Source organism: Bradyrhizobium sp. LHD-71 (assembly GCF_031157255.1).
In the GTDB taxonomy this organism is placed as follows: domain Bacteria; phylum Pseudomonadota; class Alphaproteobacteria; order Rhizobiales; family Xanthobacteraceae; genus P52-10.
Window position 1 is genome coordinate 12,372 of the sequence record NZ_JAVIFX010000012.1, and the last position, 12,174, is coordinate 24,545.

The 12,174-nt window shown below is 62.7% G+C and carries 9 protein-coding genes; 4 read left to right on the forward strand and 5 right to left on the reverse strand.

Annotated features, from left to right (window positions below):
- Nucleotides 1-173: 173 nt before the first annotated feature.
- Nucleotides 174-1,127 (reverse strand): zinc-binding dehydrogenase, encoded by a 954-nt coding sequence (locus RCO31_RS14540; protein WP_308969124.1) that lies wholly within the window; start codon nucleotides 1,125-1,127, stop codon nucleotides 174-176.
- Nucleotides 1,128-1,451: 324 nt separating this feature from the next.
- On the opposite strand from RCO31_RS14540, the gene RCO31_RS14545 reads away from it, so the two are divergent.
- Both RCO31_RS14545 and RCO31_RS14550 read left to right on the forward strand, forming a co-directional pair.
- On the forward strand, nucleotides 1,452-2,609 hold the full coding sequence (locus tag RCO31_RS14545; RefSeq protein WP_308969125.1) for a TAXI family TRAP transporter solute-binding subunit: 1,158 nt from the start codon (nucleotides 1,452-1,454) through the stop codon (nucleotides 2,607-2,609).
- 197 nt (nucleotides 2,610-2,806) lie between these two features.
- Entirely contained in the window at nucleotides 2,807-3,775 is a 969-nt protein-coding gene (locus RCO31_RS14550; protein ID WP_308969126.1) for a tripartite tricarboxylate transporter substrate binding protein, read from the forward strand.
- A 71-nt stretch (nucleotides 3,776-3,846) separates the two neighbouring features.
- Here RCO31_RS14550 and RCO31_RS14555 read toward each other — a convergent pair whose 3' ends face one another.
- Entirely contained in the window at nucleotides 3,847-6,786 is a 2,940-nt protein-coding gene (locus tag RCO31_RS14555; protein WP_308969127.1) for an EAL domain-containing protein, read from the reverse strand.
- A gap of 257 nt (nucleotides 6,787-7,043) precedes the next feature.
- On the opposite strand from RCO31_RS14555, the gene RCO31_RS14560 reads away from it, so the two are divergent.
- The gene (locus RCO31_RS14560) at nucleotides 7,044-7,793 is read left to right on the forward strand and encodes a 2OG-Fe(II) oxygenase (RefSeq protein WP_308969128.1); all 750 of its coding nucleotides are present in this window, start codon (nucleotides 7,044-7,046) and stop codon (nucleotides 7,791-7,793) included.
- Nucleotides 7,794-7,900: 107 nt separating this feature from the next.
- Nucleotides 7,901-9,055, forward strand: coding sequence for a DUF3095 domain-containing protein (locus tag RCO31_RS14565; RefSeq protein ID WP_308969129.1), 1,155 nt, complete (start codon nucleotides 7,901-7,903; stop codon nucleotides 9,053-9,055).
- A gap of 22 nt (nucleotides 9,056-9,077) precedes the next feature.
- Here the strand turns inward: RCO31_RS14565 and RCO31_RS14570 are convergent, their stop codons facing one another.
- The 3 genes from RCO31_RS14570 to RCO31_RS14580 form a co-directional block, all read right to left on the reverse strand.
- Complete coding sequence (locus RCO31_RS14570) at nucleotides 9,078-9,878, reverse strand: VOC family protein (RefSeq protein WP_308969130.1); 801 nt, start codon at nucleotides 9,876-9,878, stop codon at nucleotides 9,078-9,080.
- A gap of 37 nt (nucleotides 9,879-9,915) precedes the next feature.
- Nucleotides 9,916-10,509, reverse strand: coding sequence for a TetR/AcrR family transcriptional regulator (locus RCO31_RS14575; protein ID WP_308969131.1), 594 nt, complete (start codon nucleotides 10,507-10,509; stop codon nucleotides 9,916-9,918).
- Nucleotides 10,510-10,686: 177 nt separating this feature from the next.
- Nucleotides 10,687-12,090 (reverse strand): MATE family efflux transporter, encoded by a 1,404-nt coding sequence (locus RCO31_RS14580; protein WP_308969132.1) that lies wholly within the window; start codon nucleotides 12,088-12,090, stop codon nucleotides 10,687-10,689.
- Nucleotides 12,091-12,174 lie beyond the last annotated feature (84 nt).

Here is a 12,174-nt window from a genome sequence, read left to right on the forward strand (position 1 = left end):
GTAGCGACGATTGACGAACGTCGAGTAGACCGCGTTGGGTCCAGCCGAAACCGTGCTGGGCGTGGCTGTAGCCCGTGCTGGTGTGGGCCAACAACACGTTCACGGCAGCGATCCAGTCGGGCATCACAAGGTGCGTGGGATGGACGCCGGCACCGATACGCTGATTGCGCGACTCAAGGCACCTTGAGCACGGCCTTGCCCACGAAGCCGCGCTCCAGCAGTTTTGCGGCCACCTCTGCGATTTCGCCTATGTGGCCCGTTACGGTGATTTCCGGCCGCAGCTTCTGCTCCGCCACCAGGCGAACAAGTTCACCAAGACCAACTCCGGGCGGCTCCCGTCGGAATTCAAAGCCCATGACCAAGCCATAGAGGCTCGTTCCGCCGACGCGAAATTTCGCTGCATCGAATGTCGTATTCGAGCCGGCCGAGGCACCGAGCAGCACGCACACACCGCCGGGTGCCAGCATGCTCAGCGCCGCCGCCAGCGATTGCCCGCCCACCGATTCCAGGATGAGATCGTACGGACCGAATGTCGCCGCACCTGCAAGGTTGTCGCCAAGCCCGACCTCGTCGGCACCGAGCCGTCGTACCAGCGCCTCCTGGGCTTTGGAGCGAATCGCGCCGACGACCCTGGCTTCCTGCAGGTGGGCGAGTTGAAGGGCGAATGTGCCGACGCCGCCCGAGGCGCCGCTGATGAGCACGTTCCTGCCTTTCAGCGGACCGGCGAGTTGCAGCGCACGGCGCGCCGTCAGCGCGGCCACCGGCAGGGACGCAGCCTGCTCGCACGAGACATTATCGGGGATCGTCGCAGCCGAAGCTGGCGGGACGGCGATGAATTCGGCCCAGCCTGCCGAGCTGGCCGTGCAGACCACACGCGTGCCGGTGGCCGGCCCGTCGGCAGCCGGCTGTTCGACAATACCGGCCACGTCCCATCCGGGGCGCCATCCGTCCGTCGCTTCCTTCAGCGCCATGCGCGTCTCGCCGCGGTTGAGGGAGATCGCTTGCACCCTCACCAGCATCTCCGTCGTTGACGGTTGCGGTCGCGCGACCTCCTTCAGCACCAGGCGCCTCCGGTCGCTGCTATCGACTACTACAGCTGTCATGGTGGAATTGACCTGTGCGTTCATCCCTTCCTCCCTAGATACCTGTTCATTGAACAGTGATCTTTGAACAGATATAGAGCGAGTCGGCCTCCTGCAAGCTGCTCGGTCCGCTACCGGTCGCGCCGGCTGACGAGCCTGGAAGGAATCCGGGGCAGAGCGGCGAATTGCGCCGCCAAACGTCGCATGTCTGCTTCGAAGACTTGTGTTCTGCGATGCTGCTACTACGCTCCTTCTTCAACAAGGCTGGCGCCCGCCATCACCCGGTGACTGCCAAAGCCGAATTCCCGCCAACGATGTGGGATCCAAGAAACTCAAGGCTGCTGTCGGCAGTCCAACGGGAGGAGTGGAATGATCAGCTCGATCATCAAGTTTGCGGCGATTGCGTTGGCAGGGACCGCGATCGCATCGGCTGCGAACGCGCAGGTAAAGTTGCCGCCGACTGTGACGATGACGGCGTATGACACCGGTACGTCAGGTTTCAATATTGCCGTCGCCGTCGGCAAGATGATGAAGGACAAGTACGGCACCGATACGCGCGTCCTTCCCGCCGGCAACGACGTTGCCCGTCTGCAACCGCTGCGGATCGGTCGCGCCGCGATCTCAGCCATGGGCGCCGGCGTTTATTTTGCGCAGGAGGGCGTGTTCGAGTTTGCCACCAAGGAGTGGGGGCCGCAGGCGGTCCAGATCACGCTGAGCTCGATCGATTGCAACGGCCTCTCACTCGCCGTCGCCGGTGATGCAGGAGCGAAGACCATCGCGGACTTGAAGGGCAAGCGGGTCGGCTTCGTCGTCGGCTCGCCGGCGCTCAATCAGAATGCGCTGGCAATATTGGCATTTGCAAATCTCACCGCCAAGGACGTGAAGATCGTCGAGTTCGCGAGCAACAACGCGATGTGGAAGGGCGCGGTTAACAACGATGTCGACGCGCTGTTCGGCTCGACCATCGCCGGACCGGCCAAGGAGCTCGAGACCTCGCCGCGGGGCATCGTCTGGCCGCCATTGTCGCATTCCGACAAGGCGGGCTGGGAGCGCGTGCGTAAGGTTGGGCCGTATTTCACCGAACACGATGCGACCTGTGGCGCGGGGGGTATCAGCAAGGCCAAGCCGATCCAGATGGGCGCCTATCCCTATCCGATCTTTTCGGTCTACGCGAACCAGCCCGAGGAGGAGGTCTATGTGCTGACCAAGGCGTTGATCGACGGCTATGACGCCTACAAGGACAATGCGCCCGGCGCCAGCGGTCTTGGCGTGAAAGTGCAAACGAAGAACTGGGCGGTGCCGGTCCACAAGGGCGCGGTGAAAGCGCTGAAGGAAGCTGGCGCATGGAGCGACGACCAGGAGAAGCATAACAACGCGCTGATCAAGCGGCAGGAGGCTCTGCTGGCTGCGTGGGCCGACTTCAACAAAAACAGCCCGTCATCCGATCCGGCCAAATTCACCGAGGAATGGATGAAGGCGCGCAAGACGGCTCTTGCCAAGGCTCGCATGTCCGACACCTTCGAATGATGCGTCGATAAGGTTCTCTTTCAAGCATGGATGAGCCTGCGCTGCAGGCTCATCCATCACTCTAACGAGCGTGAAGCGCGCCTGACGGCGACTATTTTCTCGTAGCGTACGGCGCCGGACGTTGTTCCGGCTCTGAGCGCTGGTTACGATCCAAAGAAAAAACATGGAGACAGCGGATTGAATTGAGGAGGCGCTCAATGACATCGCGGCTACGTTCCCTTGCGCTTGGAGCGGCGGGCTTGCTGCTCCTTTCGGTCCCTACGCAGGCCGACGATTTTCCCTCCAAGCCGGTGACGCTGGTCGTTCCCTGGCCGGCGGGTGGGCCAACCGACGTTGCGGTGCGTGCCGTTGCCGACTCCGCGCAGAAGCATCTCGGTCAGCCGATCGTGATCGACAACAAGGGTGGAGGCGGAGGAACGGTCGGCATCGCGGCCATGGCCGCGAGCGCCAAGCCCGATGGCTACACCATCGGCCAGATTCCAATCACCGTCTTCCGCTTGCCGCTGATGCAGAAGACGACGTGGACGCACGACGACCTGACCTACATCATTCACCTGACCGGCTATGTCTTCGGCATCTACTCCAGCGCGTCAGCGCCGTTCACGAACTGGAAGGAGCTCGTCGCATACGCCAAGGCCAATCCGGGCAAGCTGACTTACGGCACGCCCGGCGCAGGCACCTCGCTGCACCTCGGTGTCGAGCAGATCGCCGAGAAGGCGGGCATCAAGTTTACCCACGTGCCCTTCAAGGGAACTGCGGAGGTGATTGCGGCAGTTGCTGGCGGCCACGTCATGATCGGCGCCGGCAGCATCGGCGCTGCCAGGCCGTTGGTCGAGGCAGGAAAGGCGCGTTACATGAACATCTGGACGGCCGAACCGCGCAGCGCGTTTCCTGGTGTTCCGACCCTCGTTGACCTTGGCTATGGCCTGGTCGTCGAGTCGCCCTGGGGAATCGCAGGGCCAAAAGGGATGCCGCCGAAGGCGGTCGCCAAATTGCACGATGCGTTCAAGAAGGCGATTGAGGATCCGGTGGTCCTCGAGGCGCTCGATCGTTACGAGATGAAGCCGAACTATAAGAATACGGCCGACTATGTCGCGGCAGTAAAGGAGCAAGTGCAGATCGAGAAGGCACTGATCGACCGGCTTGGGCTGGCCAAGAAGGAATAGCTCTTTCGTTGTGGCGATCGATTGAGACGTGGAGGCGCTGTGTCGCAGACGCTGTCCCGAGACGCCCAGACCTACCGGCCGGCGCGCTCGCGCGAGCCGTTCTGCTTGTGTCGCCCTGCTTGTGCGCCTTGCGGCTGAAGCGAGGGCGATGTGACCTGCGGCGTCAGCAGCCGCGGGATCTCGGCTGCCGGGACCGGTTTGCTGAACAGATGGCCCTGCAGCTCGTCGCATGCGCGATGGCGCAGAAATGCGTCCTGCTCGGCGGTCTCGACGCCCTCGGCGACGACGGTGAGGCCAAGCGCCTTGCCCATGCTGATGATCGCAGTGGTGATCGCTCTGTCTTCCTCGTTCTCGGCGAGGTCGCGGATGAAGGATCGGTCGATCTTGATCGTGTCGATGGGAAACTGCTTCATCAACGACATCGACGAGTAGCCGGTGCCGAAATCGTCGATCGCAAGCCGCACGCCGCGGCTGCGGATCGCATCTAGCACCCTGATGCCCTGCTCGACGTTCTGCATCACCATGCTTTCGGTGATTTCAAGCTGAAGCAGATGCGGCGCTAATCCGGTCTCGTGCAACACCTCGTCGAGATCGCGCAGAAGGTTTTCATCCAGGAATTGCCGCGGCGAAAGGTTGACCGCCATGGTGATCTCCGGCAGCCCCTGACGCTGCCATTCAACGTTCTGCGCGCAAGCCGTGCGCAGCACCCACCGCCCGATCGGAATGATCAGTCCGGTCTCCTCGGCAAGCGGGATGAATTTCATCGGTGGCAGGTCGCCGAGATCCGGATGGGCCCATCGCAGCAACGCCTCGACGCTGTTGACGCGGTTAGTGGCGACGTCGAGTTTGGGCTGATAGTGCAGCGCGAATTGGTTCTGATCGAGTGCTTTGCGGAGATTGGCCTCGAGCATCAGCCGTTCTATCGACTGGCTCGTGATCTCGGAGGAGAAGAAGCGCAGGTCATTCTTGCCATATTCCTTGGCGGCATACATGGCGATGTCAGCGTTCCGTGTCAGCGCCTGAGCATCGGTGCCGTTGTCCGGGTAGATTGCGATGCCGATGCTGCCGGTGGTGCGGCACTCATGGCCTTCGAGATGCATCGACGGCAGCAGGCACGCAAGGATCTTCCGCCCCGTAGCTTCGATCGCGTTGCGGTCGCGCACATCGTTCAGGATCACCACGAACTCGTCGCCGCCAAGCCGCGCGACGACGTCGCTTTCACGCAAACAACTCCTGAGTCGACCGGCGACCTCGACGAGCAGCGCGTCGCCGGCGGCATGGCCAAGGGAGTCGTTGATGATCTTGAACCGGTCCAGATCGATGAACAGCACCGCGCATTTGGATGCGTTGCGCCTTGCGACCTTGATCGACTGGTCAAGGAGCTGGTTGAACATCACCCTGTTGGGCAGGCCGGTCAGGCTGTCATGCGTGGCGAGATACTCGATGCGTTTCTCGGCTTCGCGCTGCTCGTCGGCGCGGTCGAAGGTTCGCAAGGCATGCGAGACGTTCTCCGCCAGCCGTTGCAGGAGTTCGACGAACTCGTCGGTGAAGGCTCCCTTTTCGGCGGCCATGAACAAGAGGACACCGGCGACGCCCCGCTGGCCATAGAGCGGCAGCGCGGCGCCGGCCTTCGAGCTCCTTCGCGGCAGCACCGGATAGGGCCATCGTACCGCCTTTTCGTTGGCGCGGGTGTCGTTGGCGACGCTGGGTTTGCCGGTCCGGTAAGCTGTTCCGGTCAAGCCGCGCCCTTCGGGGAAGTCAGCGCGCGGTGAATAGCGGCGTGATCGCATGATGTCGACGTTCGGTCCTGCTGATCCTGCGACGCGGAAAAAATCATCGCCGGGCTCGGCGAGAAAGATCGTCGTGGAGGTGAACTTGGCGCCCTTCACCGCCGCTTCGCAAACCATTTGATAAAGCTCGTCGCGCGTTTCAGCGCGCATGATCGCTTCGTTGGTGGCGCTGAGCGCGGAGAACATCCGAGACAGGCGCTGCTGCCGATCTTCGCGCTCGAACAGGTCCAGGCCGAACGATACGTTCTCGGCGATGTCCATCATCAATTGCTTGATGCCTTCATCCTTCCGGCCGGACGTTCGCGCGAAGAAGATGAGCAGAATGCCGACCGATTGGCCGCCCTTCAGGAGAGGAACGGCCGCGCAGCCATGCGGAAAGGTGTCCGCCTGGATCCAGGGCGACGTCCGCGGATCGGTCGTGACGTCGTGGCTGATGTAAAGCTGCTGTTCTCGGAATGCCGGACCATGCAGACCCTGGCCGTACTTGTCGTCCGGATCGATGGAGAGCGTTATTCCCTCAATTCCGGCTATGTGTCCGCCGGAAGCAGCCGCAAATTTCAGCAGCGGCGTATCCGGCTCCTTCACGAAGATTGCCGCGGCTCCAAGCGACTGCCCGCCTTTCGCGACGGAGTCGCAGACCAGCTGAAACATCTCATTGACATTGCGCGAGCGCAGAATTGCAGTGTTTGTCGCGCTGAGCGCGGCAAACATGTCGGATGCACGGCGGCGCGCGCGCTCGGCGCGTTGCCGCTCTGCTTCCGCCTCGAGGTTGCCAAGCGCAAAGGATACGTTCTCGACCAGACGTTTGAGCAGCCCGATGATCTCATGGTTGAGGGAGTAGGCTTCCTCCACATAGAACAGGAAGACCCCTGTACTCGCACCGGCTTTGAGCATCGGGACAGCAGCTGCGGCGCCATACGTTGGCTCGCTGGCATCGTCACGCCAAAAACGAAGCTTTTCATCATGTTGATAGTCGTTGGAAATAGCCGGCTGCCCGGTCCTGAATGCCGGGCCGGCAAGGCCATGCTCGCGGTCTGAGCGGGTGCTGATCGACATCCTGATGTCGGAAACGGGTTTCCCGCCGTAATCACCGGCGATCGCGACGAGGCGCAGCCAGTTGTTCTGTTCAGGCACCAGAGCGGCAGCACTCTTGAAGCCACCCTCATGTACCACGGCATCGCAAACCCGCTGGAAGAGCTCTTCCGGTGCGCGAGTCCTCAAGATGGCTTCGTTTGTGGCGCTGAGCGCCGCATACATTCGTGATTTGATCATCCGCCGAACCAATGATCGCAGGATGCGTGTTGTTTCCACAGCCGCAAGGCGAGGGTGCGGAGAACGAGGTTAACCTCTTGTTAAAGATTAGGATTTTCTTAAACTAAGAGTGTCCGGCCAGTCCGCTCATGAGGAACGGGAAACGGGTGGAAGCCGAAGGACACCTGCTCTAGCAAACGAGAAGTTCCTGAAAGAGGAGCCTGCTCATGAGCACGGCCGTAAACAAAAAGCGTTTGGAAGGACAATTCGACGATGTCGAGGCGCGTGTTGCATCGATCGGCTGGAGCAATGTGTCCGCCCACCTCGGCAGCTACGGCTGGGCGCCGCTCGGCAGGCTGCTGACCGCGGCCGAATGCGACGAGCTTGGCGGCCTGTATGATGCCGATGCACACTTTCGCAGTACTGTCGTGATGTCCAGGCATGGCTTCGGGCGCGGCGAATACAAGTATTTCGCCTATCCTCTGCCGTCTCCGATCGATGCGCTCCGCCCCGCGCTCTACACGGCGCTTGCGCCGATCGCTGACGCCTGGAATGACGCCATGGGCATTGACGTGCGCTACCCGCCCGCTCATGCCGATTTTGTCGAACGTTGTCACAAAGCCGGGCAGATCCGGCCGACGCCGCTGCTGCTGCGCTATGGCGAAGGCGATTACAATTGTCTGCATCAGGACCTTTACGGCGAGCACGTGTTCCCGCTGCAGGTGGTCATCCTGCTGTCGGAACCTGGGAAGGACTTCACGGGCGGCGAGTTCGTCCTCACGGAGCAACGACCACGCATGCAGTCGCGCGCGGAAGTCGTGCCGCTGGGCCGCGGTGAAGCGGCGGTGTTTGCCGTGCATCACAGACCCGTGCAGGGCACACGTGGGCGCTACCGCGTCAACTTGCGTCACGGCGTCAGCCGCCTGAGGTCCGGTCGGCGTCATACCGTCGGCATCATCTTTCACGACGCCAAATGAACCGGTGCAAGTGAATCCGATGCGCAACCGTCGTTCAGCCGAAAGGCCGAACATGCGCGCGCGCACATCTGTCGGCACAACCTCGGGAAACCGGGTACTATCTCGCGATGGACATCGTTGCGCGACAGGATTCGTTCTATGCGAGTGTGCCGGTCTTCCACGGCTTTGCGCGGCTGATGGATCCGGCGCTCTACGTTTCGCTGCCGGACGACTGGGTTGTCGGCATCGCCGACATCGTCCAGTCGACGACGGCGATTGCCGCGAAGCGCTACAAGACCGTCAACATGGCCGGCGCCGCGATCATCGCAGCGGTCACCAACGCGCTCGACCATCGCGAATTTCCGTTTGTGTTCGGCGGCGATGGGGCGAGCTTCGCCGTGCCGCCGGGCGATCTTGCGCTCGCTCGCGACGCGATGGCTGCGACGGCCGCCTGGGTGCGGGACGATCTTGGTCTCGTCATGCGGGTGGCGCTGGTCCCGGTCGCCGACATCCGTGCCAAAGGCTTCGACGTCCGCGTGGCGCGCTTCGCACCGTCGCCGAACGTGTCGTATGCGATGTTCTCCGGTGGCGGATTGGGGTGGGCTGAAGCGGCGATCAAGCGCGGAGAATTCGCAATTGAGCCCGCCCCGTCGGGCGCCGTCCCGGACCTGTCGGGACTTTCCTGCCGCTTCGAGGAAATTCCATCCGCGCGCGGCATCATTCTCTCGGTGGTGGTTGTGCCTGTGGCCGGTGCAGAAATCGCCGAGCTTCGCAGCGTCATGGAAAGCGTCGTAGCCTTGATCGAGAAAAGCCCGGACGCCGGGCGGCCGGTTCCTGCGGACGGCCCAACTTTGCGCTGGCCGGCTGCGGGATTCGATCTGGAGACACGCGCCACACGGCGCGGGCCACTCCTGGTCCGCCGTGCGGTCGTCGCTGCCGTTACCCTGTTCAGCTATGTGATCGTGCGCTACAGGATTCCCGTGGGCGGCTTTCTTCCACGAAAGTATCTCGCCGAGCTCGTAGCCAACACCGATTTCCGGAAATACGACGACGGTCTGCGCATGATCGTCGATTGCACGGAAGAGCTGGCGGCCGAGCTCGAAGGCAGGCTGTCCGCCGCTGCGGCGCGCGGCATCGTCCGTTACGGGTTGCACCGGCAGGATGCCGCGATGATGACGTGCTTCACGCCGGCGTTGACGCGCAGCGATCATCTGCACTTTGTCGACGGCGCCAGGGGCGGCTATGCCTCGGCAATGACGGCGCTCAAGACTGCGTTCGGATGACGGCGATCGCCACCGGTGTCTGTCAGGCATCTTGCGGAGTGGCGCTCAACATGATGGTCGGCACGTTGCGCGTGCCCGAGCGTACGGTGAGAACCTGGCTGCCCGGGCGACGGCCGGCTTTCGCGTCGGACGTCTCCACGCCTGCGTGCTGCAGCTTTGCCCGGGTCTCGGACGCGTCGGCGACGCGCCAGGCAAGTCCCCACAGCGAATCCGGCAGGTCGGAGACGCCTTTGGCCAGCGAATGGCCGATCTCCACGCGGACGCCACCGCAGACGAAAAACAGCAGGCGAGAGCCCCAGTCGGCATTGGTGCGATCGAGCGCAAAGTCCAGTCCAAGACGCCCACCGTAGAGCGCAACGGCGCGCTCGGGGTTCGGGCTGCGGATCACGACATGGTCGAGGCCGCTTACCGAGGAACTCACGGCCGCGGGGTTGGCCGGCGTCAGGGTTTCGACGATGGACAGCGCCACGCCGTGGGTGGAGGTGGTGGAGATTTCCGCGCACCGGCGCGTCATTCTGCCGGCGCCCGACGGGCTGTCGAAGGCCTGTTCGGTGATATCGCCGATGACAAGGCCGCGCCGGGACAGCTTGCGCACCGTTGCCTCGATATCGACGGCCTCGAAGCCGACGCGCTTCAGGCCCTCGCGACCTTCTTCGGCCGGTGAAATTTCAAACACGATATTGGCAAGCTGAAAGCGGCAGAGAGTCCTGCCGTTCGCAGACTGAAGCCGGTCGGCCTTGCGATCGAGCAGGAGCTCGTAGTCGGCGGTCGCCGCCTCGACGTCGTCGGCTTCGAAGGCAAGGTGGCTGACGGCAGTGATCATCGTCGGATTTCCGGTTGGCGAGAGCGTGACGAACAGGTCAGTTGGATGCGCCGCGCCCGATCTGCAGCACTGCGGCAATCCCTGCGTCGATCACCGATTGCGACATCGTGCTATCGCTCACCGCGCGCGACAACTGCAGCGCGCCCATCATCGTCGAGAAGATCGCGTACGCCTTCTCCTTGCGCTGCGTCACGCCGTCGGGCAGGGCGCTCGCAATGATGCCGAGCGTTTTGTCGAGTCCCTCGGTGAATGCCTCGCGGGTCTTGCGTGGATGACGTGCGATCTCCGAGCCAAGGGCTGCGACGCAGCACCCGCGGTCCGGACGATCGCGATGTATGGCGGTCAGATAAGTACGTACGATGGATTCTAGCGGGTCGCGGCCCTCGGCGCGGGCCTTGTCGATCTCTCGCTGCAGGTGCGTGCGGCTCTTCAGCGAAGCGGCGGCGATCGCCTCCTTGACCAGCGTTTCCTTCGACGCGAAGTGCGCATAGAAGCCGCCATGGGTCAGGCCCACATCGGCCATCAGGTCGACCACACCCGTCGCCTCGATCCCGTCCTTCCGAAATCGGCGCGAGGCGGCCTCGACCACTTTCTTGTGGGTCTCTTCCTTGTGTTCCTTGCCGTAGCGCATTGCTATGACATCTCCCGAAACTCGTGCTCCGTTCCGAAGTCTGCATCGTTTCGCGGTACACTCCACATGCGAACTTCGGAAACATGAGGAACACTAGCAACTTTATGGTTTCTAGTGCGGGTTTTGAGTTCGAAAATCCTGCGCCGAACTCACCGCGAAGTTGGCAGGAGTTTCAATTCACCGCACCAGTGCCGGTTTCAACCGGGATATTGGAGGCTCCCACTTTGTGAACCATACCGACAATGCCGCACAAATACCGTACACCACCATGGAAACTCCTGCGAGCAGGAACAGGGTCCATCCCGGAGCGTCGAGCGTCAGTAGCAGCGCCCCGCCGCAGGCGACCGTCACCAGGCGTCCGCTTTGCGCGAGCACCGGCCCGAGGATCTTGCCGGACCCTTGCGATGCGAAGTAGAGGCTGAGGGCCAGTCCAAGAAAGCCGAAGGCCGGACCGGCGAGATGGAAGTATTGCCGCGCCGATTCGAGCACGCGCGGATCGTCGGTGAAATTCGCCGACCAGAGGTCGGGCGCGATCGCAAGGACGATGCCGATTGAGCCGACGACACACGCTGACAGTAAACCTGCCGCCCAGGCGACTTTGCGGGCCCGTTCGATGTTGCCGGCGCCGACATTCATGCCGACGATCGGTACCGACGCCATGCCGATCGAGGCCGCGATCGGCACCAGCATGAACTCCAGTCGTGCACCGACGCCATAGCCGGCCAACGTCACTGTGCCGTAGCGCGACAGCAGCCGCGTGAAGATCAGCACGGTGGCGACGGATTGCAGGGGCGACAGACAGGCGATGGCGCCGACCTTCAGGATGTCGAAGAACATGCCGCGCTGCAGACGGAAGGTATGCAGCGTCAGTTGCAGCCGGCTGCGGCTGTTTAGTGCACAAGCGGCGAGAAAGAGGGTCGCGGCGGCATAGGCGATCAACTGGCCCGAGGCGACGCCCCGCATGCCGAATTGCGGAAAGCCGAAGAGACCAAGGCCAAGCGTACCGCCAATGGTGATCTGAAGTGCGGCGGTCGCGAGCAGCGTCACCGACGGCAGCTTCATGTTGCCGGTGCCGCGCAGGATCGAGGCGAACGTGTTGGTCAGCCAGACGCCGATCGCGCCGGAGAACAGCACGTTCGAATAGGCGACCGCCTCATCGAGCACGCGGCCTTCGCCGCCGAGCAGCGCGAAGAATGTCGGACCAAACGTCAGCAGCACCAGGGTGAACAACAGGCCGCCGCACAGGCCGATCACCAGGGCATGGGCGGCGAGCGTCGACGCACGTCCGACATCACCGGCGCCCAGCGCGCGACTGACTGCGGACGAGACGCCGCCGCCCATCGCGCCCGCCGACATCATCCCCATTAGCACGATAAAGGGAAACACCAGCGCGATCGCGGCGAGTGGCTCGAGACCGAGACGACCGATGTAGCTCGTCTCGGCGATCACGACGAGCGTCGCAGCCGTCATCGACGCCATGTTTGGAAGCGCGAAGCGGACCAGGATCGACAGAACCGGGCCCTCAAAGATCGGATTGGCCGGAGCAATCCGCGGCGTCCCATCGACCGTGTTGTCTGTCATTGCTTATTCCCTGCGCCTGATCGGCGACGCCTGAAATATTATTATCATCATACAAAAATTAAAGAAGGACCCATGGGTCCGTTG

What these genes read in the sequence shown, in the direction of transcription:
- RCO31_RS14540 (WP_308969124.1), bottom strand. Translation starts at nt 1,127, where the DNA reads ATGAACGCACAGGTCAATTCCACCATGACAGCTGTAGTAGTCGATAGC.
- RCO31_RS14565 (WP_308969129.1), top strand. Translation starts at nt 7,901, where the DNA reads ATGGACATCGTTGCGCGACAGGATTCGTTCTATGCGAGTGTGCCGGTC.
- RCO31_RS14550 (WP_308969126.1), top strand. Translation starts at nt 2,807, where the DNA reads ATGACATCGCGGCTACGTTCCCTTGCGCTTGGAGCGGCGGGCTTGCTG.
- RCO31_RS14580 (WP_308969132.1), bottom strand. Translation starts at nt 12,090, where the DNA reads ATGACAGACAACACGGTCGATGGGACGCCGCGGATTGCTCCGGCCAAT.
- RCO31_RS14575 (WP_308969131.1), bottom strand. Translation starts at nt 10,509, where the DNA reads ATGCGCTACGGCAAGGAACACAAGGAAGAGACCCACAAGAAAGTGGTC.
- RCO31_RS14570 (WP_308969130.1), bottom strand. Translation starts at nt 9,878, where the DNA reads ATGATCACTGCCGTCAGCCACCTTGCCTTCGAAGCCGACGACGTCGAG.
- RCO31_RS14560 (WP_308969128.1), top strand. Translation starts at nt 7,044, where the DNA reads ATGAGCACGGCCGTAAACAAAAAGCGTTTGGAAGGACAATTCGACGAT.
- RCO31_RS14545 (WP_308969125.1), top strand. Translation starts at nt 1,452, where the DNA reads ATGATCAGCTCGATCATCAAGTTTGCGGCGATTGCGTTGGCAGGGACC.